This window comes from Streptomyces yangpuensis (assembly GCF_001005295.1).
Taxonomy (GTDB): Bacteria; Actinomycetota; Actinomycetes; order Streptomycetales; family Streptomycetaceae; genus Streptomyces; species Streptomyces yangpuensis.
Map to the genome: position 1 here is coordinate 42,482 of NZ_LBMK01000009.1, position 24,793 is coordinate 67,274.

Consider the following 24,793-nt stretch of genomic DNA (forward strand, 5'->3'; position numbering starts at 1 on the left):
GAGGCCGGTCCGTTGTGGTTACTCGTGACGCACGGCGGGAAGTGGTTGCTGTGGCCGAGGCCGAAGAACCTGCCCGCCCGGCCCACCCAAGGGGGAGTACATCCATGCCGAACAACCAGCGCGCCGGTCGCACCGAACCGGAGCCTCTCGAACCGCTCGCCTCCGGGGACGACACCTACCCCGAGGACGGCGAATACCTCGACGACACCGAGGGGTTCGAGATCCACCACGCGATCTGCCCCGACTGCGGCCAGTCCATCGCCCTCGTCGCGGACGAGGAGTACCTGCCGCAGCACGCGCTCTGCCTGACCCCGTGGAACCCCTTCGGGCTCACCGTGTGCGCCGGCACCGGCCGGCCCGCCGGCGACGCCCTGCCCTGCCTCGGCACGAACCAGCCGGCGCAGGCGCCGGAGGCCGACTCCCTCACCCTGCCGGCCCTGCCCCAGGGCCTGGACTGGCGGACGCAGCCGTTCTCGCACGTCGGCGGCCCGGGCTCGCGCCCCATCCGCGTCGTGCGCCCGGTGCTGCCGCAGCCGCAGGCGCAGACGCGCCAGCAGCACGCCCAGGCGGCCTGAGGACCGCCGGGGGCGCGCCGCCCGTCCAATTTCCCTCCTCCGCTCCCCCGTTCCCCTACCAGTACGTCCCCTGCACCATGGCGGCCAGGCTGGCGTGGTGCAGGATCAGGCCGTCCGGGTCCGCCGGGACCTCGACCTCGCCGAAGTGGGCCTGCCGGTAGGCGATGCGCAGCATCACGATCGCGTGCCGCAGGGCGGCGTACAGAGTGTGGAACTCCATGTCGCGCGGCATGTGGCCGGTCAGTTCGGCGTAGCGGCGCTCCAGGTCCTCGCGGCGCAGGAAGTCCGGCAGGCCGGGCTGGCCGAAGCTCACGGTGAGGTCCTGGAAGAACCGGTGGAGGTACACGGTCCAGCCGAGGTCCACCTCGCGCGGAGCGTACGCCGCCATCTCCCAGTCCAGGACGGCCACCGGCGTGAATCCGTCGTAGACGACGTTGCCGATACGGGCGTCACCCCAGTTCAGAACTGCGGGACCCTCGTCGGCCGGCCACAGCTCCTCAAGCCGGGCGAAGGCCCGCTCGATCAGCGGGGAGGGCGCGAGCCCGCCCACCACCCAGGTGTAGTAGGCGCGTTGGGCGTCCACGTGCCGGCGCAGCGGGCTGCCCTCGCCCTCGGGCAGGAGGAACTCGGCCTCCTTCGCGGGGAACTGGTCGTGCAACCGGGCCAGCAGGGAGATGCTGGCTTCCTGGAGCGCTCCGCGCTCGGCATCCGTCGCCGCGTGCAGCCAGTTGCCCTCGTAGGTGTAGGGCATGACGTCGGGCGGGACCCTGCCCTCCGCGCGGGCCATCACGAAGAACGACGCCCCCAGCGGCCCCGCGTCCTCCTCCAGCCACTGCACGCGCGGGACGGGCAGGTCGGTGTGCTCGGCGACCAGGCTCATCACGCGGTGCTGGCGCGGCATGTCGTAGGTCGGGAAGACGGTGTAGGCCGCCGGGTCGGCGGCGAGGCGCAGCGCGCAGGCGCTCAGCGGGGTGTCGGGGTGCTCTATGTCGAAGAGCAGGGTCTCGCTGGACATCCCGTTCGAGCCGGGGACGGAGATGTTGGTGATCTTCGCCCCGGGGAGCCTGCCGTCGAGCCAGGCGCCGAGTCGTCGGCCGAGCTCCTCGGGTTCGCGGGTGGAGGTGCGCGGACGTGGTGCGGTTGCCATGGGTACCCCTCTTCTCACGCTCGGGTCCTGGATCGGGAGGTGCGGCTTACGGGGCGACGGAGGAGTAGCCGGCGAAGCCGCTCGGATCGTGGCGCCCGAAGCTGCCGTGCTCGAAGATGCCGTGACCGGTCTGCCCGTCGAGGGTGAAGCGGGCCGAGTGGTCGGTGACCCCGAAGGCGGCCATGGGGTGGGCGGCGGGGTGGGAGAGGTCGTAGACCCGGCGGTCGCTCCAGCCGCGGCCCTGCCAGGTGCCGTGCTGCCAGTCACTTGCGGGCGGGTAGCCGGCGCCCACGGCGAGCGGGGAGGAGTTCAGTATCTCCACGCCCAGTTCCAGGGGCTTCCGGGACGGGTCGGTGAGGTGGACGGTGGCGCTCTCGGGGTGCCGGGTGCCGGGGCGGTAGCGGATCTCGGTGTGCGGCCAGCCGAGCTGGACGTCCGCGCGGCCGCTGCCCTCGGGGAAGACCTGCACGGCCTCGTTCAGGGTGCGGTGGCCGTCGGCGTCCTCCTGGGCGATGACCATGACGAAGCGGTCGGCGAAGCGGACCGGGATCCAGAGCCAGTGGAAGCCGTCGGGACGGTACTCCTCGGCCGCCCGGCCGCCCTCCTCGCCGGGGATCGGGCGCACGCCCCAACTCCGGTCGCGCGTACCGGTCCACTCCCCCGCCGTGAGGGTGAACTCCTCCCCCTTGGCGCGGATCGTGCCCGTCACGTTGCCGGCCTGGACGAAGCGGCGTCCTTCCAGCATGAGCCGGTCGCCGCGCCGCTGGATGTGGTGCGGCTCCCAGACGGCGGGGAACTCCGCGGTCCAGGTGATGTCGTACGAGAGCCCGTGCGGGTCGTCCGCGTCGGGGGCGCAGCGCAGCGTGAGCCGTTGGAGCGGTACGTCGACGGTGATGGACAGGGGTCCCACGGAGAGGTTCATCCGGTCGTCGGTGAGGGCGTCGGAGGCCCGGACCGCCAGGAGTTCGTCGCCGAGGCGGAGGGTGGCGTAGGCGTCGATGACTCCGGCGTTGGGGTAGACGCCGAGGCCGAGGATCAGGACGGCGCGGCCGGCGTGGTCGAAGACGTGGAAGATGCACCGGTCGTAGGCGTTCCGGTCGCCGCTCACGAGGTGCTTCATCGACAAGGGGGCCTGGTGGATGGGGTACTCGTCGAGGGCGACGGGCCGGTCTGCGGGCATGACGGACCTCCGGGGCGGGTGACGTCGGGGGCGGCGCGAGCGGATATGACGGTACGTCAGAATCCCACCTGCCGACCACCCTTCTGGCACGCCCTGACAGCAGGGCACGAAGTGGCCGGGGGGCGGGGCGGGGGTGGAAGGCGCGGCGGCGATGCGGCGGCGGCGGCACAGCGGGGCGGGAGTGGAAGGCGCCGCGGCGGTGCGGGGGTGGCCACACAGCGGGGCGGAGGCCAGAGGCGCGGGGCGGCTTCGAGGCAAACCACAGCAAGGCGGGAGCCAGGGGCGCGGCGGTGGCGTGGGGGCGGGAGCCGGTCGCGCCCGCCTGCGTTCGCCCCCGCCCCGCTCCGCCCCCGCCGCTCCTATGACCCGTCGAACGGATACGCGTACCGCGGGGGCGATTACCCGTGGCTTCGGTGCGGCGTTGGCCCGGTATGAGCACGCTTCAGTCTTCAACGGGCCGAAGGCGCCGTCCGATGTCCTCGGGTTTCGAAGAATCGGTTCAGCGCCCCCTTCGGCGTGAGCCGCAACGCGAGCAGCAGGTGCCCGATCCGCCGATCTACCGGGACCTGCTGGCCCGCTGGGCCGACGCCGGCCGGACCCTGCCCGGCCGGCGGGACCCGGAGTGGTCGCGCCTCACGTCCTCGCCGGTCTGGCCTTCCATCAGCAGCGGGCTGTACTGACCCGTCCCGCGCCGGACCGCGCCGGACCGCGTCGGATCGCGTCGGATCGCGTCAGCGCGTCTCGGGCCCGGCCAGGTGGCGGGCGATGACCATGCGCTGGATCTGGTTGGTGCCCTCGACGATCTGGAGCACCTTCGCCTCGCGCATCAGCCGCTCGACGGGGAAGTCCGCGGTGTAGCCGTAGCCGCCGAGGACCTGCACCGCGTCGGTGGTGACGGCCATCGCCGCGTCCGTGCAGAACAGCTTCGCCATGGCCGCCTGCCGGGAGAACGGCTTGCTCGCGTCCCGCAGCCGCGCGGCGGCGAGGTACAGCGCCCGGCCCGCCTCGATCTTGGTGGCCATGTCGGCCAGCATGAAGCGCAGCCCCTGGAAGTCCGCGATGGGGTGACCGAACTGCTTGCGGTCCAGCGCGTAGGCGAGGGCCTCGTCCAGTGCCGCCTGGGCGACGCCGATGGCGCAGGCCGCGATGCCCAGCCGGCCCGCGTCGAGCGCGGCCAGGGCGATGGAGAAGCCCTGCCCCTCCTCGCCGATACGGCGGGAGTCGGGTACGCGTACGCCGTCGAAGTGCAGCTGGGCGGTGGGCGAGCCCTTCATGCCCATCTTCTTCTCGGGCACGGCCGCCGTCAGGCCCTCCGCGTCCCCGGGGACCAGGAAGGCGGTGATGCCCTTGGGGCCCTCGACGCCGGTGCGGGCGAGGACGGTGTAGAAGTCGGCGACGCCGCCGTGGGTAATCCAGGCCTTGGTGCCGGTGATGATCCAGTCGTCGCCGTCGCGGACCGCCTTGGTGCTCAGCGAGGCGGCGTCGGAGCCGGCGGCCGGCTCGGAGAGGCAGTAGGCGCCCAGGAGGCCGCCGCCGAGCATGTCGGGCAGGTGGGCGGCCTGCTGCTCCTTGGTGCCGTAGCCGCCGAGGCCGTGGCAGGCGAGGGAGTGCACGCTGACGCCGAGACCGACGGTCAGGCGGGCCGCGGCCAGCTCCTCCAGGACCTGGAGGTAGACCTCGTACGGCTGCTCGCCGCCGCCGTACTCGCCGGGGTACGGGAGGCCGAGCAGCCCGGCCTCGGAGAGCAGCGTGAAGACCTCTCGGGGGAACCGCCCGGAGTCCTCCTCCTCGGCGGCCCGGGGACGGATCTCGCGCTGGGCGATCTCACGTACGAGGGCGAGGAGGTCGCGGGACTCCTCGGTGGGCAGCTGTCGGTCCACCGGCTGCGGGGCGCGGTCTGTCATGGCGGCGCTCTCCTCCCTGGTCGGGCATGGCGGCGGCGCGTGAGGTGTGGGACGCGCCGCCGGATCTCGGGCTCTGTGCAGCCGGTGCTGCCCTCCCGGGTCACGGAAGAGGCTGTTCAGCGGCTGCGGCGGCTTGAGTATGCCCGATCAGGGGCTTCCCGTCACCGGGGCAAGATCACCGACCGTTTCGAACGGCTCTTCGGCAGGGGGAGGTGCCGGACACTCCGGGGCGAACTCCTCGATCACCGCCAATGTCGCGCGCAGCTGGCGTACCAGCAGGGCTCCGAGCCGGGCGCGTCCGGGCCGGTCCGGGACGCTCGGCCCGCCGATCCATTCCAGGGTGGTCCCTTCGACCGCGGAGAGCCAGCCCACGAGGGCGAGACGGGCGATCGGCGGGAGGGCGCGGCGCCCGTACGCGCCTTCGGCGATGGCGGCGAGCAGTTCCTCGCGTACGGTGTCGCGGATGGCGAGCACCTCGGCGTCGCAGCCGACGCCTCCGGTGACGATGGTGCGGTAGGCGGCGTGATGGTGCTCGGCGTATTCGAGGTAGCCGTCGAGGGTGCGGTGGAGTCGCTCGGCGTTGGGGAGGCCGGTGTCGCCGCCGGCGCGGGCGACGAGTCCGGCCATGGAGTCCTCGACGATGGCGAGGTAGTAGCCGCGCTTGCTCTTGAAGTAGTAGTAGATCAGCCCTTTGGCGACGCCGGCCTGTTTGGCGATGTCGTCCATGCAGAGCGTGTCGTAGGGGGTGTCGGCGAACAACTTGCGCCCGATGGCTATGAGTTCGGCCCTGCGAACCTGCGAGCGCCCGGTCACTCCACGCTGTTGACTATTGTCCAAATTCGGCCCCAGCCTCGAACTGCCACAGGATGGCCGAAGTATGGCAGACCGGGGCGTCAGGCCCGCCCCCCGCTCGGGAAGGCGTCAGAGGGCGTCAGAGCCAGCCGACCTGGGTGACGAACATGGCCACGACGACCACGAGGGTCCAGCCGAGTACGTGCTCCAGCCAGCTGGAGTCCTCCTTGGGGCCCCCGGTACGGGCGAGACTCCCGGAGGATGCGGTCGGGGCGGCGGTGTCTGCGGTCATGGTGTCCAATGTGCCAGCGTTCGCGGCATTCGCGGTAGGCGGGGTCAGGGAGACGAGGGTCACTGGTGACGCACGCCACGCCGCCGGGCCCCGGCCGCTCCGACTGGTGCGCGGTGCGGTTCGGGGCCCGGCCTCCGGTTCCTTCCGGCGTCGGTTTCCGACAGTTTTCGTCTCGGACGGCTTCCGCGTCAGACCCGGGTCTCGCCCCTGCGGCCGGCCATGGCCGCCATCGCGAGGCCGAGGCACAGGGCGACGGCGCCGGTGATCACGTTGCTGACCACCGCGCGCGTGGCATCCATCTCACCGACGATGGCCCACGGGGCGATGATCGTCCAGGCGCCCAGGGCGACCGCGGTCCACGCCATCGCGTGGGTGCGCTCGTAGGCGGAGCCCAGGCCGCCCATGCACAGGCAGTACGCCAGGCCGACGATCAGGTTGTTGATCGCCAACGGGAGCAGGATGCCGAATCCCGCGATCCACGGAGAGGCGGCCAGGTATATGCCGGTTATCAGGGCCAGCGCTTCGACGGCCTGCGCCCGGGGAGTGGTGGTCACCCGCTCGAACCGGGTGCGCATCTCGGCGAGGTCGGGGTGGTGCTCGATGCTGGGGTGGGTGGTCATGGCGGGCCGCCTCCTATGAGAAGCCTTTATGTGCCATTTACCCCATAATATTCCGCCCTTCCGGGCTGCCCGGTCAACGGGCAATTTTCGCGCTTCCTCACAGCACGCCGACAGCCCGCAGGGCCCGGACCTGACCCGGTCCCGGCAGGGCGGGCGCGTAGAGGTAGCAGACCCCGCCGCTCCCGGAGGCGATCTTCCCGGCGGCGGCCGTGCGCTTGGTGCGCAGCCAGATGTTCTCCCATTCGGCACGCCGGTAGACCCGGCGCACGGACGGGTTGTCGGGGGCGTGGGGGTCGTTGACGACCACGTCCCCGGCGGCGGTGAAGCCGACGACGGTCATCAGGTGGCCGGCCGTGCTGTAGCCGGCGCCCGTGAGCTCCTCGGCGCGGAAGGATGTGGAGGTGATGGCGGGAATGCCGGCCCTCACCACGGTCTCCAGGTCGGTCAGGGAGGCGAGGCGGGTGACGACCCCGGCGAGGCCGCTGTAGGTGGCGGCGTAGGCGGCGTTGAAGGACCAGTTGCCGCAGCCCTTGTAGGCGGCGTCGTAGGTGGAGCGGGCGGCGTGGCAGACCTGCGGGTCGGAGTAGGCGGGGTCCACCCAGGCAAGGGCGGCGGGGTCGGCCTTGCGGCCGAAGTACTCGATGACCATCTGGGAGGAGGTGGGGCTGCACCAGGCCTCGCCGCCGTTGTCGTACTCGGGATAGCGCCCGCTGTGGGTCTGCTGCGAGTAGCGCGGGACGACGAGCTCGTGGGCGGTGCCGGAGGGGCGGGAGGCGGGGACGGTGAACCGGTCGGGGACGTCGGAGGCCATCGCGCCAGCCAGCCACACCGTCGGGCCGGCGCCGGCGCCGGGCCGGCGGTGGAGGGTCAGGCGCAGCTGCCAGCCGGCGATGCGCAGGCCGCCGGCCGCGGCGGGCGCGTCGACCGCGAGGGTGTCGGTCCACACGGTGGACCGGCCGTCGGTCTGGCCGTCCACCGAGGTGCGCCGGATGTCCGCGTCGCCGGAGGCCCACCGGCCCATCACGTACCAGGGGCCGGTGACGCCGTCGGTGTAGGTGGCGCGCAGCTCGACCTGGATCCAGGTGCCGGCCGGGGTGCGGGCGTTCCAGGAGGTGACGGCCTCGGTGGCGGGCACCGTGGAGCCGTGCACCGGGGAGGTCCAGGTGGCGTACTCCCAGGTGCTCTTGCGCCCGGTGTGCGGGTCGGCGTACTCGGTGCGGCCGACGGCCGTACGGATCTCCAGGCCGGGGCGGGCGCCGGCGACGGCGGCGGTGCCCCGGTGGGTGCCGGCCCGCCAGTGGCCGTACGAGAACCAGAAGCGGTTGTCGACGGTGGGGCCCTGCGCGCGCGGGGCCCCGGCGGCGGCCGCCGGGGAGCCGCCGCCGGGGACGGAGGCGGCGGTGGCCGCGGTGGCCACCGCGAGCGCGGCGACGAGTACGGCCCTGCGTGGCGTGGGTGCGGTCATCGCGTGGTCCCCCGGGGTGGGTCGGCGCTTCGGTGGTGTCACCCTTCCAGGTTCCCGGCGGGCGAGGGCCCAAGCCACGGGTCGTGTCGGGCTTGTCTACGCTGGTCGGGTGGAGCCGCACCAGTCACTTGAGCCACTCGCCCGGGAGCTCGCCGTCCTGCCCGCCTCGCTCGGGCCGGTGCGCCTGATCGGGATCGACGGGCACGCCGGATCCGGGAAGAGCACCTTCGCGGGGCGGCTCGCCGAGGCGCTGGGCGGGGCGCCCGTGCTGCACCTGGACGACGTGGCCAGCCACGCGGAGCTGTTCGACTGGGAGAAGCGGCTGCGCGTGCAGGTGCTGGAGCCGCTCGCGGACGGCCGGCCCGCGCACTGGGCGCCGTACGACTGGGTGGAGCGCCGTTTCGGACCGGAGCGGGTGCTGGAGCCGGCGCCGGTGCTGCTGGTGGAGGGGGTCGGCGCGGGGCGGCGGGCGCTGCGCCCGCACCTGGCACGGCTGTTGTGGATGGAGACCCCGCGGACGGAGTCCTGGCTGCGGGGGCGTGAGCGGGACGGGCGCGAACTCGCCGGTTTCTGGGACGGATGGGAGCGCGCGGAGCGTGCGCACTTCTCCAGTGATCCTTCGCGCCCCTTCGCCGACACTCTGGTACGCCAGAGCCGTACGGGATACGAGTGGTCTTCCGGGACCGGAGCGACGGCGGGAGACCCGGCTTCCCTCACCGACCGTGACGAACTCCCCCGGGCCTGATCGGCCTCGGATTTCCGCCCGGCCGGGCCTGCGCCGACCTGCTTGACCTGGGGACCGCAGCGGCCTTACGTTCTCAATGCGGGGCCTTCACCGGCCGCCGCGCACACGAAGCCCCCGGTTGTTCCCCCGTGATCGGGGGCTTCGTTCTGCCCGCGAGCCCCCTCGGCAGGGGTACCGCGTGAGGCACACACACCCCCGACGTTCACTCTGTGTCACCTCGGCCGTGCCGCGTCCGCTCCTGAACCGGGCCCGCCGCACCCTACGTAAGGCGCGAAAGCGCAGGTACGATGCAGCCCTGATTTCAGCGACGTCAGGCGGGGGCACCGGACAACTCGCGCGTTCGGAGCGGGGGTTGCCGCGCACCACGGGCAGGCTTGTGGGGGGACGTGATGGATTTCGCCACGCCGGGCAGCATGCACGCCCCGGCCGAACTCGCCTGGTTGCGGGGGGTCGACGCCTGCACCATGGGCGCCTACCCGCAGGCCGAGGAGGAGTTCCGGACGGCCGTGCGGCTCGACCCCTCGATGGCCGACGCGTGGCTGGGCCTGCACGCGCTGCGGGTCGACACGGGCAACGCGTTATTGCGCATGTACGCGCACCGGGACCGCTTCGGCGAGCAGCGGGCCCGCCACCGCAGGACCCTCAACTCCTGGTACTGGCTGGGCTGGTGGGTGCAGCCGGTGCTGGAGAACCGGCGGGACCTGCTGCTCGCCCACGCCTCGCACTGGCTGGACGGCCGCCATGTGCCCGAGCTGGACCAGGCCCTCGCCGCGCTGCCGCCGGTCGACACCGACGCGCAGGTGCGGTTCCTGCACGCCTGCCGGGCCTATCTGGTCAAGGACTGGGAGCAGTTGGTCCGGCACACCGAGCCGCTGGTGAACGATCCGCTGCTGGGGATCGAGGCGGGCCTGTTCGGCGGGATGGCGCGGGTCCGGCTGGAGATGTACGGGCAGGCGGAGCCGCTGCTGTCGGCGGCGCTGATGCGCTGCCGCAGCGAGCAGCCGCAGCGCAAGGAGCTGCGGTACTGGCTGGCGCGGGCGCACGAGGGAACGGGCCGCAGCGCGGCGGCGCTGCCGCTGTACCGGGCGGTGCACCGGGTGGATCCCTCGTTCATGGACACGGCGGCCCGGCTGACGGCCATCGAGGACGGCGACGACACCGACGGGATGGCCGATCTGGCGGGCCTGGCCGGGTACTCCGGGTACGGCGGCTACGCGGCGCACGGCCCGTCCCCGGCCGGCGGGGACTTCGCGGCGGTCGCCCTGGGGGGCGTACCGCTGGGCGGCGGGCCCGTCCAGGATCTCGCCGCGGACGGTCCGGCGGGGCTCGATCCGCTGGCCCCGCCCCCTCCTCCGCCCGGCCGGACGGAGGGCGTACGGCGCAAGGCGCCCGTCCCGCCGCAGGGCTCGGCGGACGGGCTGCCGGCCGGGCCTCCGGACCCGGCGGCGCTGGCGGAGGCGCTGGCGGAGCTGGAGCGGATGGTGGGCCTGGAGCCGGTCAAGCGGCAGGTGAAGGCGCTCTCCGCGCAACTGCACATGGCGCGGTTGCGGGCGGGTCAGGGTCTGCCGGTGCAGCCACCGAAACGGCACTTCGTGTTCTCCGGCCCGTCCGGCACCGGCAAGACCACGGTGGCGCGGATCCTGGGCCGGGTCTTCTACGCGCTGGGCCTGCTCGGCGGGGACCATCTCGTCGAGGCGCAACGGGCGGATCTGGTGGGCGAGTTCCTGGGGCAGACCGCGGTGAAGGCCAACGAGCTGATCGATTCGGCGATCGGCGGGGTGCTGTTCGTGGACGAGGCGTATTCGCTGTCGAACACGGGCTACAGCAAGGGTGACGCGTACGGCGACGAGGCCCTGCAGGTGCTCCTCAAGCGGGCCGAGGACAACCGGGACCACCTGGTGGTGATCCTGGCCGGGTATCCGGCCGGGATGGACCGGCTGCTGGCGGCCAATCCGGGGCTGTCGTCGCGGTTCACCACGCGGGTGGACTTCCCCAGCTACCGGCCGCCCGAGCTGACGGCGATCGGCGGCGTCCTGGCGGACGCCAACGGCGACCGGTGGGACGAGGAGGCCCTGGAGGAGCTGCGCAGCATCAGCGGCCACGTGGTGGAGCAGGGCTGGATCGACGAGCTCGGCAACGGCCGCTTCCTGCGCACCCTGTACGAGAAGAGCTGCGCGTACCGGGACCTGCGGCTGGCGGGCTTCGCGGGCGAGCCGTCGCGTGACGACCTGGCCACCCTGCGGCTGCCGGACCTGATGCAGGCGTACGGGGAGGTCCTGTCGGGCCGCGGCCCCCAGGAACGCCCGGAGCCGCCGGCCCTGTAGGGGACCGGCGGCTGACGGAAACGGACGGCGGGGCCGGACCGGCGGTGTGCGGTCGCTGCGGCCCGCTGGGCTACGGGCGGCCCGCCGGGACCCGGTGCGCCGGGTCGCGGACCTCGCCGACCAGCATTTCCAGGACGTCCTCCAGGGTGACCAGGCCGAGGACCCGCCCGCTCTGGTCGGCGACCTGGGCCAGGTGGGTGGCGTCGCGGCGCATGACGCCGAGGGCGTCGTCCAGCGGGACGGTGGCGCACAGTGTGGTCATGCGCCGCCAGACCCGCTGGGGCACGGCCCGTTCCCGGTCCTCCAGGTCCAGTACGTCCTTGACGTGCAGGTAGCCCATGAAGGCGCCGCTGTCGGCACGGACGGGAAACCGGGAGTAGCCGGTGCGTACGGTCAGCTGTTCGATCTGCCGGGGGGTGACGGCCGGGCCGACGGTGACCAGGCGGTCCCGGTCGAGGAGAACGTCGGTGACGGGGCGGCTGCCCAGTTCCAGGGCGTCCTCCAGCCGTTCCTGCTCGACCGGCTCCAGGAGCCCGGCCTGCCGGGAGTCCTTGAGGAGCCGGCCGAGCTGGGTGGAGGTGTAGGCGGCCTCGACCTCGTCCTTGGGCTCGACCTTGAAGAGCTTCAGGACGACCTTGGCGCAGGCGCCGAGCGCGGTGGTGACCGGCCCGCACAGCCGGGCGAAGGCGACCAGGCCGGGGCTGAACCACAGGGCGGTCTTCTCGGGGGCGGCCATGGCGAGGTTCTTGGGGACCATCTCGCCGATGACCAGGTGCAGGAAGACCACGGCGGCGAGCGCGAGGGCGTAGCCGAGGGGGTGGATCAGGCCCTGCGGGACGTGGACGGCGTGGAAGACGGGCTCCAGGAGCCGGGCCACGGTGGGTTCGGCGACGGCGCCCAGGGTGAGGGAGCAGATGGTGATGCCGAACTGCGCGGCGGCCATCATGCGGGGCAGGTTCTCCAGGCCGTGGAGCACCTGGCGGGCCCGTTTGGACTCGGCCGCGAGGGGCTCGATCTGGCTGCGCCGTACGGAGACGAGTGCGAACTCGGCGCCGACGAAGAAGCCGTTGGCGAGGACCAGGAGCAGGGCGAAGACGAGCTGGAGCGCGTTCACCGGGCGGCGCCTTCCAGCGCGGCCGGCTGCGGGGCGGCGTCGCCGTGGCGGCCGGAGCCGGGCACAGGGGCGCCGGCCGGGCCCGCGGCCTGCCGGTCGGCCTGCCGGTGGGAGCCCGCGGCGGGTACGGCCGTCAGCCGGACCAGCCGGACGCGTTCCGCCCGGTTGCGGCCGACCCTGCGGACGGACAGCTTCCATCCGGGGAGGTCGGCGCGGTCCCCGGGGGCGGGGATCCGGCCGAGGAGGTCGGCGACGAGGCCGGCGACGGTCTCGTAGGGGCCCTCGGGGACCTCCAGGCCTATCCGGCGCAGGGTCTGCACGCGGCAGCTGCCGTCGGCCTCCCAGGAGGGGCGGCCGTCCTCGGCGGGCACGGCGGCGAGTTCGGGGGTCTCGTCCTCGGCGAGGTCGTGCTCGTCGCGGACCTCCCCGACGAGTTCCTCCACGATGTCCTCCAGGGTGACGACGCCGGCGGTGCCGCCGTACTCGTCGACGACCACGGCCATGGGCTGCTCGCTGCGCAGCCGCTCCAGCAGCGGCTGCACGGGCAGGGAGCCGGGCACCAGCAGCGGGCGGACGCAGATCCGGCCGACGCTGATGCGGTCGCGCTCGGACTCGGCGACGGCGAGGGCGTCCTTGAGGTGGACCACGCCGGTGATCTCGTCGATGCGTTCGCGGTAGACCGGGAAGCGGGACAGTCCCGTGGCACGGGTCAGGTTCAGCACGTCGGCCGCGGTGGCCGTCTGCTGGAGGGCGCTGACCTTCACCCGGGGGGTCATGACGTGCTGGGCCGTCAGCTCCCCCAGCGACAGCGTCCGCACGAACAGGTCTGCAGTGTCCTGTTCGAGGGCGCCGGCCTGGGCCGAATGGCGGACCAGGGAGACGAGTTCGCCCGGGGTGCGGGCGGAGGCCATCTCCTCGGTGGGCTCCACGCCGAGGGCCCGTACGAGCCGGTTGGCGACGGCGTTGAGGCCGGCGATGACGGGCCGGAAGACCCGTGAGAAGGCGTTCTGGGGGCCGGCGACGAAGCGGGCCACCTGGAGGGGCCGGGAGACCGCCCAGTTCTTCGGGACGAGCTCGCCGACGACCATCTGGACGGCGGAGGCGAGCAGCATGCCGATGACGACGGCGACGCCGGATGCGGCTCCCTTGGGGAGGCCGGTCGCGGAGAGCGGCCCGGCCAGCAGTGCGGCGAGGGCGGGCTCGGCGAGCATGCCGACCACGAGGGAGGTGATGGTGATGCCGAGCTGGGTGCCGGAGAGCTGGAAGGACAGCTCCCGCAGGGCCTTGACGACCGTGCGGGCACGGCGGTCTCCGTCGGCTGCGGCGCGCTCGGCCTCGGGGCGTTCCACGGTGACGAGGCCGAACTCGGCCGCCACGAAGAATCCGTTGGCGAGGATCAGGGCGAATGCCGCCGCGAGCAGGAGTAGCGGGATGGTCATGCCGCCGCCTCCGTGGGGAGGGCGGCGCGGGTATTACCGGACGGTCCGTCCATTGCTGGAGGGAGTCACTCCTCGAGTTGCAGGTGCCCGCGGGCCTCGGGGTCCCGGGGCCGGTGGGAGGGCGCACGGCTGCGCCCCGCCACCAGGGTAGTCATTGGGATCGCGGCCGCAACGGTACGCAGCGACGAGGTTCGGTGCGGTCAGTGCTCGTTCGTGCCGGTTCCGCGGATTTCGGCGAGGGTGCGCAGGGCCCGCGCGTCGTTGATGGCCTGCTGCCTGGCCACGCCCGGCTGGATGCCGAGTACGGGCAGGCTGGTGCCGTCGCTGAGGTCCAGGAACACCCACGGGTCGCCGGGGCGGAGGTTGACCCGGAGGATCTCGGCCCATGCCAGGCGGCGGGTGTTGGTGAGGTTGACGACGGTGACGCCTTCCTCGTCGGCGACCACCTTGGGGCGGCTGAGCAGGACGAGGACGGAGGTCAGCAGGACGGCGGTGAAGACGAAGCTGATGCGCTCACCCGGCTGGAGGCGTTCCAGCAGTACGGCGATGGCCGTGATGGTGGCGAACATGGCGAGCCCGACGCCCAGCAGGACGGCCCGGGTGCGGGTCGGCCGGAAGGTGACCGGCAGGGTGGGCGGTGCGGGCGGGGCGGCGGACTCGGCCATGGTGCGTTGCCTTCTGGGGTGGCGTACGGGTGAGGGGGCGGCGTGCCGGTCGGGCACGCGGGTCCTCAGAGGCGGCAGGCGTGGATCGAGGTGGTGAGGATCGCGCGTGCGCCGAGTTCGTACAGGTCGTCCATGATGCGCTGGGCCTCCTTGGCGGGGACCATGGCGCGGACCGCGACCCAGCCCTCGTTGTGGAGCGGGGAGACGGTCGGCGACTCCAGGCCCGGGGTGAGGGCGACCGCGCGCTCCAGGTGCTCGGCGCGGCAGTCGTAGTCCATCATCACGTAGCTGCGGGCCACGAGGACGCCCTGCAGGCGGCGCAGGAACTGCTGGACCTGCGGGTCTGCGGCGTCGGCGCCGTTGCCGCGGATGACGACGGCCTCGGAGGTGAGGATCGGCTCGCCGATGACCTCCAGGCCGGCGTTGCGCAGGCTGGTGCCGGTCTCGACGACGTCGGCGATGATCTGGGCGACGCCGAGCTGGATGGCGGTCTCGACCGCGCCGTCGAGGTGCACGACGGAGGCGTCGATGCCCTGGTCGGCGAGGTGCTTGGCGACGATTCCCTCGTACGAGGTGGCGATCGTCATCCCGGTGAAGTCCTCGGGGCCCTTCGCCGTGCCGGGGGTGGTGGCGTAGCGGAAGGTGGAGCGGCCGAAGTTCAGCGGGAGGATCTCCTCGGCGCTGGCGCCGGAGTCGAGCAGGAGGTCGCGGCCGGTGATGCCGATGTCGAGCTTGCCCGAGGAGACGTAGATCGCGATGTCCTTGGGGCGGAGGTAGAAGAACTCCACCTCGTTCTCGGGGTCGACGACCACGAGCTCCTTGGACTCCTTGCGCATCCGGTAGCCGGCCTCATGGAGCATCGCCGACGCCGGTCCGGAGAGTGAACCCTTGTTGGGGACGGCGATGCGCAGCATGGGGCTTCCTTTGAGGCGTGGTGTGCGGGGTGTGCGTGGGTGTGAACGGGCGGGTGGGCGGCCCGTGCTCAGAGGTGCGCGTAGACGTCGTCGAGGGAGATCCCGCGCGCGACCATCATCACCTGGACGTGGTACAGCAGCTGGGAGATCTCCTCGGCGGCGGCTTCCTTGCCCTCGTACTCGGCGGCCATCCAGACCTCGGCGGCCTCCTCGACGACCTTCTTGCCGATGGCATGGACGCCCTTGTGGACGAGCTCGGCGGTGCGGGAGGTGCTGGGGTCGCCTTCGGCGGCCTTGTGCTGGAGCTCGGTGAAGAGCTCCTCGAAGGTCTTGGAGGGTTTGTTCGCCATGATGTCCTTAGAGTAAGGGCTCACCCGGGTGTCCCGGTGCCGGGGTTCACTCCTCGGACACTCAGCGCCAGGGTTCACTGACGGTGCGCAGGGTCATGGCGGTGGAGACGGCGGCGGTGACCGCTTCGTGGCCCTTGTCCTCGTTCGATCCTTCGAGCCCGGCACGGTCCAGCGCCTGCTCGTCGTTGTCGCAGGTCAGAACGCCGAAGCCGACGGGGACCCCGGTGTCGATCGACACCTGGACCAGGCCCTGGGTGACGCCCTGGCACACGTAGTCGAAGTGCGGTGTGCCGCCGCGGATGACCACGCCGAGGGCGACGATGGCGTCGTAGCCGCGGCCGGCCAGGACCTTCGCCACGACCGGGAGCTCGAAGCTGCCGGGGACGCGGAGCAGGGTGGGCTCGTCGATGCCCAGCTCGTGCAGGGCCCGCAGGGCGCCGTCGACCAGTCCGTCCATGACCTTTTCGTGCCACTGCGCCGCGATCACGGCGACGCGCAGGTCGCCGCAGTTCTTCACGCTCAGTTCGGGTGCGCCCTTGCCGCTCACAGCTCTGCTCCTCGGTGGTTCGTGGATGTACGTACGGGTGGGGGTGGTGCGTGCTTACTGGTTGCCGCAGGCGGAGGTGGTCACGGCCCCGTCCAGCCAGGGCAGGTCGTGGCCCATCCGGTCCCGCTTGGTGCGCAGGTACCGCAGATTGTGCTCGCCCGCCTCGACCGGCATGGCCTCCCGGCTGGTGACCGTGATGCCGTGCTGTTCCAGGGCGGCGGACTTGTCGGGGTTGTTCGTCAGCAGCCGGACGCTGCGCACGCCGAGGTCGGCGAGGATGCGTGCGCCGGCCGCGTAGTCGCGGGCGTCGGCGGGCAGGCCCAGCTCCAGGTTGGCGTCGAGGGTGTCGCGGCCGCGTTCCTGGAGCTCGTACGCGCGCAGCTTGGACAGCAGTCCGATGCCGCGGCCCTCGTGGCCGCGCAGGTAGACGACGACGCCGCGGCCCTCGTTCTTGATCCGTTCCATGGAGGCGTGCAGCTGGGGGCCGCAGTCGCAGCGCTGGGAGGCGAAGATGTCGCCGGTCAGGCACTCGGAGTGCATCCGGACCAGGATGTCGGATCCGTCGCCGATCTCGCCGTGGACGAGGGCGACGTGCTCGACGCCGTCGACGGTGGAGCGGTAGCCGTGCGCGGTGAAGTCGCCGAAGGCGGTCGGCAGGTGGACCTCGGCCTCGCGGCGCACGGTGGGCTCGGCGGAGCGCCGGTAGGCGATCAGGTCCTCGATGGAGATGATCGTCAGGCCGTGCTTGCGGGCGAAGGGGATCAGTTCGGGCAGGCGCAGCATGACGCCGTCCTCGCCGGCGATCTCCACGATGGCTCCGGCCGGGCGCAGGCCCGCGAGGCGGGCGAGGTCGACGGCGGCCTCCGTGTGGCCGTTGCGGACCAGGACGCCGCCGGGCTTGGCGCGCAGGGGGAAGATGTGGCCGGGGCGGACGAAGTCGCCGGGTCCGCTGACGCCGTGGGCGAGGAGGCGCAGGGTGGTGGCGCGGTCGGCGGCGGAGATGCCGGTGGTGACGCCGTGGGCGGCGCTCGCGTCGACGGAGACGGTGAAGGCGGTCTTCATCGACTCGGTGTTGTTCTGGACCATCTGCGGGAGTTCGAGCCGGTCCAGTTCCGGGCCCTCCATGGGGGCGCAGATCAGGCCGCGGCACTCGCTCATCATGAAGGCGATGATCTCGGGGGTGGCCTTCTCGGCGGCGATGACGAGGTCGCCCTCGTTCTCGCGGTCCTCGTCGTCGACGACGACCACGGGGCGTCCCGCCGCGATGTCGCGGATCGCCTGCTCGACGGGGTCGAGGCGGAAGGTCTCTTCGGGGATGTCGGGCACGGGCTTGAGGGTGGTCATGCCGCTGCTCCTTCGAGGGCCGGGGCGGGGTTGGTGCGGGAGCGCTGGTACCAGTCGTAGGCGCCCCACACCACGAGGGCGAAGTAGACGACGTAGACCAGTCCGGAGAAGGCGAGGCCGCCGGTGAAGGCGAGGGGGACGCCGACCAGGTCGACGAGGAGCCAGGCGAACCAGAACTCGACGAGTCCGCGGGCCTGGGCGACCATCGCGACGATGGTGCCGACGAAGATGTAGGCGTCGGCCCAGGGGCTCCAGGACAGCGACGGGTAGAGGGTGAAGAGGCCGCCGACGGCGAGGGTTCCGAGGGCCGCTCCGCCGAGGAGGAGTCCGCGTTCGGTCCAGGTGGCGGTGCGTACGGCGATGGAGCCGTCCTGGGCCTGCTGCTTGCCGCGCTGCCAGGAGATCCAGCCGAAGACGGCCACGCCGATGACCAGGAGCTGCTTGCCGACGCCGCCGGCGAGGTGTGCGGAGGCGTAGGCGGCGATGAGGATGAGCCCGGAGAGCAGCTGGGCGGGCCAGGTCCAGATGGAGCGGCGCCAGCCGAGGGCGAGTGCGGCGAGGCCCATCAGGTTGCCGATCATGTCGGACCAGATGACCTTCTGGCCGAAGACCGTGAAGGCCTCCGTGTTGAGCCAGGTCAGGGCGCTCACCGGGGCTCTCCCGCCGGGTTGGCGCGCAGCGGGTCCACGCCGGCGGCCAGGAGGCGCTCGACGTACTTCGCGAGGACGTCGACCTCGAGGTTGACCGGGTCGCCGGGCTGCTTGATGCCGAGGGTGGTCAGCGCGAGGGTGGTGGGGATGAGGCTGATGGTGAACCAGTCGGCGGCGGCCTCGACGACGGTGAGGCTGACGCCGTCGACCGTGATGGAGCCTTTCTCGACGACGTAGCGGGAGAGGTTCTCCGGGAGGGCGACCTTGACGATCTCCCAGTGCTCGGAGGGGGTCCGGGAGAGGATCTCGCCGGTGCCGTCGACGTGGCCCTGGACCAGGTGGCCGCCGAGCCGTCCGCCGAGGGCCATGGGCCGCTCCAGGTTGACCCGGGAGCCCTCGGCCAGGGCGCCGAGGCTGGAGCGGTTGAGGGTCTCCTGCATGACGTCGGCGGTGAACTCGCCGTCGGCGGTCTCCACGACGGTCAGGCAGACGCCGTTGACGGCGATGGAGTCGCCGTGCTTGGCGTCCTCGGTGACGAGGGGGCCGCGCAGCCGGAAGCGGGAGGCTTCCCGGAGCGGCTCGACGGCGGTGACCTCGCCCAGTTCTTCGACGATTCCGGTGAACACTCAGTGCTCCTTGGGGGCGGTGGCGGGAAGGGCGGTGATGCGCAGATCGGGGCCCACGCGGACGGCCTCGGTGATGTCGAGGCGCAGGGCGTGGGTGATGTTGGTGATGCCCGCGTTGCCGAGGGCGGCGGGGCCGGCGCCGAGCAGGGCGGGGGCGAGGTAGCCGACGACGCGGTCGACGGCTCCGGCTTCGAGGAAGGCCCCCGCGAGGGTGGGTCCGCCTTCCAGGAGCAGGGAGCGCACGCCGCGGGCGTACAGCTGGGTCAGGAGTTGGTCGAGGGGGATCCGGCCGTCGCGCAGGGGCAGCCGGAGCAGGTCGACGCCGGGGAGGTGGCGGGTGTCGGCGTCCTCGTCGACGACGAGCAGTGTGGGCGCGGCGTCGTCGAGGATGCGGGCGGCCGGCGGGAGGCCGGCGCGGGTGTCGAGGGCCACGCGCAGGGGCTGGGTGGCGCCGTCGATTCCGCGGACGGCCAGGTGCGGGTCGTCGGCGCGCAGGGTGCCGCCGCCGACGAGGACGGCGTCGGCCTCGGCGCGCAGCCGGTGGACGTCGGCCCGGGACTCGACGGAGCTGATCCAGCGGCTGCTGCCGTCCGCGGCGGCGCTGCGGCCGTCGAGGGTGGCGGCGTACTTCCAGGTCACGTGGGGGCGGCCGAGGCGTACGGAGGTCAGCCAGGCGGTGTTGCCGGCTTCGGCCTCGGCCCGCAGCAGCCCCGCCTCGGTGTCGATCCCGGCGGCGCGCAGGGTGGCGGCACCGCCGCTGGCCTGCGGGTTCGGGTCGGGGACGGCGTAGACGACACGGGTGACGCCGGCGCCGAGGAGGGCCTGGGCGCAGGGTCCGGTGCGGCCGGTGTGGTTGCAGGGTTCGAGGGTGACGTAGGCGGTGCCGCCGCGGGCGGCGGCGCCTGCGGCGCGCAGGGCGTGGACCTCGGCGTGCGGGCCGCCGGCCCGCTGGTGCCAGCCCTCGCCGACGACGGTGCCGGAGGTGTCGGTGATGACGCAGCCGACGACCGGGTTGGGGCTGGTGGAGCCGAGTCCGCGGGCAGCGAGCTCGATGGCCCGTCGCATGGCACGGGTGCCCGCGTCGGGTGCGGGTGCTGCGTGCGCGGCGTGTGTCGCCACCGGGTCCTCCTGCCTCATCGGGCACGGACTCCGGGGCCTGTCGGGATACGACAGATGAAGCGGATCAGCTCACGCAGGGGCGCCGAGGCCGGAGAAACGGTTCGACCGGGCACATCCACGGGGATATGCCGATGAAACGCCGACGGCGGCGTACCGGTGACTGGCCCGCCGCGCACTGCCTCCCATCCGGACTTTAACCGTCGGTCCAGGAATCTCACCTGGTCAACCGGCCGCTGGCTGCGGACGGGTCGCGGACTATACCGCCGGTTCGGAATTACACCGACCCCGGAGTGCGCTGCTACTGGTACTCCAGCCAGTCTGCCACGGCCTGTCGCCCGCCATGCAGGTGATGTGGTGTGGCCTGGCTCACAGAGGGTGACGCCGGGGCCACGGCGGTGGGGGCCCGGTCGAGCAGAGACACGGTTGGTCCAGACCTATTGACGGGTTGGTCTAGTCCTCTTAACGTTCCCTTCAACTTCCGGGAGCAGCCCGTCAGATGTGCGCACGTCACGGGCCAACAGACTTACGCACCAGTCACGTTGCTTCATGTTGTGTCCATTTGTGTCCTGCATCCTCCCCTCCCCAGGAGGCACAATGCTGTCCCCCACACGTACGAGAGCGATGCTCCTGGCATCCGGCGCCGCGATCGCCGGACTGCTGGTCGGCGGGCTCTCGACGGGCGTCTCGCACGCGGCAGACAACGAGAGCTGTCGCCCGGACGGCCTCTACAAGACGGCCGGCGTCGACGTCCCGTACTGCTCGGTCTACGACACCGAGGGCCGCGAGAAGATGGGCGCCGACCACCAGCGCCGCGTCATCGGCTACTTCACCGGCTGGCGCACCGGCAAGAACGGCCAGCCCTCGTACCTCGTCAACAACATCCCGTGGGACAAGATCACCCACATCAACTACGCCTTCGCGCACGTCGGCAGCGACAACAAGATCTCCGTCGGAGCCGACAGCCCCGCCAACGAGGCCACCGGGATGACCTGGCCGGGCGTCGCCGGGGCCGAGATGGACCCGGCGCTCCCCTACAAGGGCCACTTCAACCTGCTGACGAAGTACAAGAAGCAGCACCCCGACGTGAAGACCCTGATCTCCGTCGGAGGCTGGGCCGAGACCGGCGGCTACTTCGGCGCGGACGGCAAGCGCGTCGCCTCCGGCGGCTTCTACAGCATGGCCACCAACGCGGACGGATCCGTCAACCAGGCGGGCATCGACACCTTCGCCCAGTCCTCGGTCGACTTCATCCGCACGTACGGCTTCAACGGCGTCGACATCGACTACGAGTACCCGACCACGATGAAGGACGCCGGCAACCCGCTGGACTGGCAGATCGCCAACGCCCGGCGCGCCGGCCTGGTCAAGGGCTACGACGCCCTCATGAAGAGCCTGCGCCAGAAGCTGGACGCGGCCGGCGCCGCCGACGGCAAGCACTACATGCTGACCGTCGCCGCCCCCTCCTCCGGCTACCTGCTGCGCGGCATGGAGACGTTCCAGATGCAGCAGTACCTGGACTACGTCAACATCATGTCCTACGACCTGCACGGCGCCTGGAACGAGTACGTCGGCCCGAACGCCTCCCTCTTCGACGACGGCAAGGACGGCGAGCTCGCCGCCGCCGGCGTCTACGGCTCCCAGCAGTACGGCGGCATCGGCTACCTCAACACCGACTGGGCGTACCACTACTTCCGCGGCTCCATGCCGGCCGGCCGGATCAACATCGGCCTGCCGTACTACACCCGCGGCCACAAGAACGTGCAGGGCGGCACCGACGGCCTGTGGGGCAAGGCGGCGGCGACCAGCTGCCCGGCCGGCTCGGGGCTGACCAAGTGCGGTGACGGCGCGGTCGGCATCGACAACCTGTGGCACGACAAGGACGACAACGGCAACGAGTCCCCCGCGGGCTCGAACCCGATGTGGCACGCCAAGAACCTGGAGAAGGGGATCGTCGGGGACTACGTGACCCAGTACGGCTTCCCGGCGACCACCTCGCTGACCGGCAGCTACGCCCGCAAGTACGACTCGACCCTGGTCGCGCCGTGGCTGTGGAACGCGCAGAAGAAGGTCTTCCTCTCCACCGAGGACGAGCAGTCGGTGGCCGCCAAGGCCGACTACGTGGTGGACCGCGGCATCGGCGGCACCATGGTCTGGGAGATGGCCGGCGACTACGGCTGGAACGCGGCCAAGGGTCAGTACGAGATGGGCTCCACCCTCACCACGCTGATGTACGACAAGTTCAAGGCGGCCTCCCCGTACGGGGCGAAGAAGGCGGGCACCACCGTGCCGCCGGCCCAGGCGGTCGACATCAAGGCCGAGTTCACCGAGTTCAAGCTCGGCGACTCGAACTACCCGATCACCCCGAAGATCAAGATCACGAACAACACGAAGACGGCGCTCCCCGGCGGCACCGAGTTCCAGTTCGACTACTCGACCTCTGCCCCGGACAACGCCTCCGACCAGTCCGGCTTCGGCACGAAGGTCATCAGCAGCGGCCACACGGGCAGCAACGCGGGCGGCCTGAAGGGCGACTTCCACCGGGTGTCGCTGAAGCTCCCGGCCTGGCAGTCGCTGGCCCCCGGCGCCTCCGTCGACCTGGCGTTCAACTACTACCTGCCGGTGTCCACCCCCTCCAACTGGACGGTGAACATCTCCGGCACGACGTACGCCCTCGCCGGTGACCTGGCGCGCGGCACCACGGTCGGCGAGCCGGGCGGCGGCACCACCCCGCCCACCACGCCCCCGACGACCCCTCCGACGACGCCCCCGACCACCCCGCCGCCGACCGGCGGGACCTGCACCAGCCCGGCGTACGTCGCGGGCACCATCTACAACAGCGGGAACCTCGTCTCCCACAAGGGCCACACCTGGAAGGCCCAGTGGTGGACGCAGAACGAGGAGCCCGGCACCACCGGCGAGTGGGGCGTCTGGAAGGACCAGGGCGCCTGCTGACCGGACCGCCCTGACGGGCGACCACACGTGAGGACCCGGTGGCCCGGCGGCCACCGGGTCCTCGCACGTTCCCGCCCGGCCGGCTCCTCGTAGGCTGGCCGGGTGATCACACATGTCACCGCCGCCGTAGCGGACTTCGAGCACCACCGGCCCCGGATGTTCGGCATCGCCTACCGCATGCTCGGCTCCGCCGCGGAGGCCGAGGACATCGTGCAGGACGCCTACCTGCGCTGGGACGGCGCGGACCGTTCCGCCATCGAGAACCCGGGGGCCTGGCTGGCCAAGGTCACCACCAACCTCTGCCTCAACACCCTCACCTCGGCGCGCGCCAGGCGCGAGAGTTACGTCGGCCCCTGGCTCCCCGAACCCGTCCTCACCGGGGACGGCGCCCTCGGCCCGCTGGAGACCGCGGAGCAGCGGGACAGCGTCTCCGTGGCCCTGCTCCTGCTGCTGGAACAGCTCACCCCCGTCGAGCGCGCCGTGTACGTGCTGCGCGAGGCCTTCGCCTACAGCCACCGGGAGATCTCCGGCCTCCTGGACCTCACCGAGGCCAACTGCCGCCAGATCTACCGGCGTGCGGCGGGCCGGGTGGAGGCCGGCCGTGCGGACACGCAGGCGAAGCGGTTCTCCGCCGACCCCGAACGGTGGCAGGGCCTCGTGGAGAGCTTCCTGACGGCGGCGCGCAGCGGGGACCTGACCCAACTGGAGGGGGTGCTGGCGGCCGACGTGCGGTACGTGTCGGACGGTGGCGGCGTGGTCAGCGCGGCGCGCCGGCCGATCCTGGGGCGCGACGCCGTCGCCCGGTTCGCGCTGGGCGCCATGGCGAAGTACGTGGCCGGTGTGCCGGTCAGCGTCGCGGAGGTCAACGGGACGCCCGCGCTGCTCTTCGGCGAGGTGGCGGTCCTGCTGGTCGAATTCGAGAATGGGCTGGTCAGCGGCATCAGCACGGTGGTCAACCCGGAGAAGCTGGAATTCCTCCGGCGGCAGCTGTCACATTCCTGACGGCTGTCCGGTCCCAGCTGGGAACACCCCTCTCACCGCACCAGGGAAGGACCGGCACCATGGGCACCTCGGGCACTACGGGCAATACGGGTACTACGGGCGCTACGGGCGCTACGGGCGCTACGGGCGCTACGGGCACTGTCGTCGTCACAGGAGGCACCGGAACGCTCGGCTCGCTCGTCACCGAACGGCTGCGGGCGGCCGGGCACGAGGTCCGCGTGCTGAGCCGGCACGCCCCGGACCATCCCGTCGACCTCCGGAACGGCACAGGCCTGGACGCGGCGCTGGCGGGCGCAGAGGTGATCGTGCACTGCGCGAGCAACACGCGCGGGGCGGGCAAGGGCGACGACGTGGCCGCCGGGCACCTCATCGAGGCTGCCCGGCGGACCGGCACTGTCAGGAACATCGTCTACATCTCGATCGTCGGGGTGGACGTGGTCCCGCTCGGCTACTACCGGCGCAAGCTCCGGGTGGAGCGGCTGCTGGAGGCGTCCGGGCTGGGCGTGACGATCCTGCGTACGACGCAGTTCCACGACCTCGTGGCGATGCTGACGGACGCCATGGCGAAACTGCCGGTCGTGCCGGTCCCGAAGGGTGTACCGGTGCAGCCGATCGCGGTCGGCGAGGTCGCGGACCGCATGGCGGAGCTGGCGGTCCCGACCCCGTCGGGCCGGGTCCCGGACATGGGTGGCCCGCAGATCCGCAGCCTGCCGGACCTGGCCCGCGTCCACCTGCGGGCGACGGGCCGCAACCGCCGCGTCCTCCCCCTCCCCCTGCCGGGCAAGGCCTACGCGGCCTTCCGCCGCGGCGGCCACCTCACCCCGTCCCACGCAGTCGGCCACGAAACGTTCGAGCAGTTCGCGGCGGGGCGGGGGATCGGCCCTCGCCCCGGATCCCCGGCTGCCGCGCGGTAGGCGGAGCCACCACAGAGAGCGGTGTGTCGGGTCGGCCTGCACGTCATCGAACAGGGCATCGAGAAGCCACGGGCGACAACTTGGCCGTTGATCGGCCTACTGGGCCTCACCGC

The 24,793-nt window shown here is 72.1% G+C and carries 24 protein-coding genes and 1 riboswitch; of the genes, 7 read left to right on the top strand and 17 right to left on the bottom strand.

Going from position 1 to position 24,793, the window contains the following annotated elements; genetic code table 11:
• Positions 1 to 104 precede the first annotated feature (104 nt).
• A complete protein-coding gene (locus AAT21_RS30815) occupies positions 105 to 575 on the top strand; it encodes a hypothetical protein (protein ID WP_046780291.1) in 471 nt (156 codons plus the stop codon).
• A gap of 55 nt (positions 576 to 630) precedes the next feature.
• Here AAT21_RS30815 and AAT21_RS30820 read toward each other — a convergent pair whose 3' ends face one another.
• Both AAT21_RS30820 and AAT21_RS30825 read right to left on the bottom strand, forming a co-directional pair.
• A complete protein-coding gene (locus AAT21_RS30820) occupies positions 631 to 1,722 on the bottom strand; it encodes a phosphotransferase family protein (protein ID WP_046780292.1) in 1,092 nt (363 codons plus the stop codon).
• Between the two features lie 46 nt (positions 1,723 to 1,768).
• Positions 1,769 to 2,902 carry a hypothetical protein gene (locus AAT21_RS30825; protein ID WP_046780293.1) on the bottom strand — a complete coding sequence of 378 codons (1,134 nt, stop codon included), beginning with the start codon at positions 2,900 to 2,902 and terminating at the stop codon, positions 1,769 to 1,771.
• Between the two features lie 473 nt (positions 2,903 to 3,375).
• On the opposite strand from AAT21_RS30825, the gene AAT21_RS36270 reads away from it, so the two are divergent.
• A complete protein-coding gene (locus tag AAT21_RS36270; RefSeq protein WP_412180358.1) occupies positions 3,376 to 3,582 on the top strand; it encodes a hypothetical protein in 207 nt (68 codons plus the stop codon).
• A 51-nt stretch (positions 3,583 to 3,633) separates the two neighbouring features.
• On the opposite strand, the gene AAT21_RS30835 is transcribed toward AAT21_RS36270, so the two are convergent.
• From AAT21_RS30835 to AAT21_RS30850, 5 genes are all read right to left on the bottom strand, one after another.
• The gene (locus AAT21_RS30835; protein ID WP_046780295.1) at positions 3,634 to 4,806 is read right to left on the bottom strand and encodes an acyl-CoA dehydrogenase; all 1,173 of its coding nucleotides are present in this window, start codon (positions 4,804 to 4,806) and stop codon (positions 3,634 to 3,636) included.
• A gap of 147 nt (positions 4,807 to 4,953) precedes the next feature.
• Positions 4,954 to 5,643, bottom strand: a complete 690-nt coding sequence (locus AAT21_RS30840) for a TetR/AcrR family transcriptional regulator (protein WP_046780296.1) — start codon at positions 5,641 to 5,643, stop codon at positions 4,954 to 4,956.
• A gap of 94 nt (positions 5,644 to 5,737) precedes the next feature.
• Entirely contained in the window at positions 5,738 to 5,890 is a 153-nt protein-coding gene (locus AAT21_RS37190) for an SCO1431 family membrane protein (RefSeq protein ID WP_167350637.1), read from the bottom strand.
• A gap of 188 nt (positions 5,891 to 6,078) precedes the next feature.
• The gene (locus AAT21_RS30845; RefSeq protein WP_046780297.1) at positions 6,079 to 6,510 is read right to left on the bottom strand and encodes an SPW repeat protein; all 432 of its coding nucleotides are present in this window, start codon (positions 6,508 to 6,510) and stop codon (positions 6,079 to 6,081) included.
• 97 nt (positions 6,511 to 6,607) lie between these two features.
• On the bottom strand, positions 6,608 to 7,975 hold the full coding sequence (locus tag AAT21_RS30850; RefSeq protein ID WP_046780298.1) for a peptidase C39 family protein: 1,368 nt from the start codon (positions 7,973 to 7,975) through the stop codon (positions 6,608 to 6,610).
• Positions 7,976 to 8,084: 109 nt separating this feature from the next.
• Here AAT21_RS30850 and AAT21_RS30855 point away from each other — a divergent pair, with 109 nt between their 5' ends.
• Together AAT21_RS30855 and AAT21_RS30860 are read left to right on the top strand one after the other, a co-directional pair.
• Complete coding sequence (locus AAT21_RS30855; protein ID WP_046780299.1) at positions 8,085 to 8,720, top strand: uridine kinase family protein; 636 nt, start codon at positions 8,085 to 8,087, stop codon at positions 8,718 to 8,720.
• 389 nt (positions 8,721 to 9,109) lie between these two features.
• Complete coding sequence (locus AAT21_RS30860; protein WP_046780300.1) at positions 9,110 to 11,044, top strand: AAA family ATPase; 1,935 nt, start codon at positions 9,110 to 9,112, stop codon at positions 11,042 to 11,044.
• A gap of 70 nt (positions 11,045 to 11,114) precedes the next feature.
• Here the strand turns inward: AAT21_RS30860 and AAT21_RS30865 are convergent, their stop codons facing one another.
• The 10 genes from AAT21_RS30865 to ribD all read right to left on the bottom strand — a co-directional run bounded on the left by AAT21_RS30865 (position 11,115) and on the right by ribD (position 19,830).
• Positions 11,115 to 12,158 carry a hemolysin family protein gene (locus tag AAT21_RS30865; RefSeq protein WP_046780301.1) on the bottom strand — a complete coding sequence of 348 codons (1,044 nt, stop codon included), beginning with the start codon at positions 12,156 to 12,158 and terminating at the stop codon, positions 11,115 to 11,117.
• Complete coding sequence (locus AAT21_RS30870) at positions 12,155 to 13,597, bottom strand: hemolysin family protein (protein WP_079026077.1); 1,443 nt, start codon at positions 13,595 to 13,597, stop codon at positions 12,155 to 12,157. The genes AAT21_RS30865 and AAT21_RS30870 overlap by 4 nt, the downstream gene beginning before the upstream one ends.
• Positions 13,598 to 13,797: 200 nt before the next feature.
• Complete coding sequence (locus tag AAT21_RS30875; RefSeq protein WP_046780302.1) at positions 13,798 to 14,262, bottom strand: PH domain-containing protein; 465 nt, start codon at positions 14,260 to 14,262, stop codon at positions 13,798 to 13,800.
• Between the two features lie 65 nt (positions 14,263 to 14,327).
• The gene (gene hisG, locus AAT21_RS30880) at positions 14,328 to 15,176 is read right to left on the bottom strand and encodes an ATP phosphoribosyltransferase (protein WP_046780303.1); all 849 of its coding nucleotides are present in this window, start codon (positions 15,174 to 15,176) and stop codon (positions 14,328 to 14,330) included.
• Between the two features lie 68 nt (positions 15,177 to 15,244).
• Positions 15,245 to 15,526, bottom strand: a complete 282-nt coding sequence (locus tag AAT21_RS30885; RefSeq protein ID WP_046780304.1) for a phosphoribosyl-ATP diphosphatase — start codon at positions 15,524 to 15,526, stop codon at positions 15,245 to 15,247.
• A 61-nt stretch (positions 15,527 to 15,587) separates the two neighbouring features.
• The gene (gene ribH, locus AAT21_RS30890; RefSeq protein ID WP_007262951.1) at positions 15,588 to 16,073 is read right to left on the bottom strand and encodes a 6,7-dimethyl-8-ribityllumazine synthase; all 486 of its coding nucleotides are present in this window, start codon (positions 16,071 to 16,073) and stop codon (positions 15,588 to 15,590) included.
• Positions 16,074 to 16,127: 54 nt separating this feature from the next.
• The gene (locus tag AAT21_RS30895; protein ID WP_046780305.1) at positions 16,128 to 17,417 is read right to left on the bottom strand and encodes a bifunctional 3,4-dihydroxy-2-butanone-4-phosphate synthase/GTP cyclohydrolase II; all 1,290 of its coding nucleotides are present in this window, start codon (positions 17,415 to 17,417) and stop codon (positions 16,128 to 16,130) included.
• On the bottom strand, positions 17,414 to 18,067 hold the full coding sequence (locus AAT21_RS30900) for a nicotinamide mononucleotide transporter family protein (RefSeq protein ID WP_046780306.1): 654 nt from the start codon (positions 18,065 to 18,067) through the stop codon (positions 17,414 to 17,416). Before AAT21_RS30900 ends, AAT21_RS30895 begins: the two co-directional genes overlap by 4 nt.
• Positions 18,064 to 18,693 (bottom strand): riboflavin synthase, encoded by a 630-nt coding sequence (locus AAT21_RS30905; RefSeq protein WP_046780307.1) that lies wholly within the window; start codon positions 18,691 to 18,693, stop codon positions 18,064 to 18,066. Before AAT21_RS30905 ends, AAT21_RS30900 begins: the two co-directional genes overlap by 4 nt.
• A complete protein-coding gene (gene ribD, locus AAT21_RS30910) occupies positions 18,694 to 19,830 on the bottom strand; it encodes a bifunctional diaminohydroxyphosphoribosylaminopyrimidine deaminase/5-amino-6-(5-phosphoribosylamino)uracil reductase RibD (RefSeq protein ID WP_079026078.1) in 1,137 nt (378 codons plus the stop codon).
• Between the two features lie 150 nt (positions 19,831 to 19,980).
• A riboswitch (FMN riboswitch) is annotated at positions 19,981 to 20,110 on the bottom strand.
• A gap of 296 nt (positions 20,111 to 20,406) precedes the next feature.
• On the opposite strand from ribD, the gene AAT21_RS30915 reads away from it, so the two are divergent.
• From AAT21_RS30915 to AAT21_RS30925, 3 genes are all read left to right on the top strand, one after another.
• Positions 20,407 to 22,764, top strand: coding sequence for a chitinase C-terminal domain-containing protein (locus tag AAT21_RS30915; RefSeq protein WP_046780308.1), 2,358 nt, complete (start codon positions 20,407 to 20,409; stop codon positions 22,762 to 22,764).
• 102 nt (positions 22,765 to 22,866) lie between these two features.
• Positions 22,867 to 23,766: an RNA polymerase sigma-70 factor gene (locus tag AAT21_RS30920; protein WP_235439291.1), complete on the top strand. Its 900-nt coding sequence runs from the start codon at positions 22,867 to 22,869 to the stop codon at positions 23,764 to 23,766.
• Between the two features lie 59 nt (positions 23,767 to 23,825).
• Positions 23,826 to 24,680 carry an SDR family oxidoreductase gene (locus AAT21_RS30925; protein ID WP_079026079.1) on the top strand — a complete coding sequence of 285 codons (855 nt, stop codon included), beginning with the start codon at positions 23,826 to 23,828 and terminating at the stop codon, positions 24,678 to 24,680.
• The last annotated feature ends 113 nt before the right edge of the window (positions 24,681 to 24,793 follow it).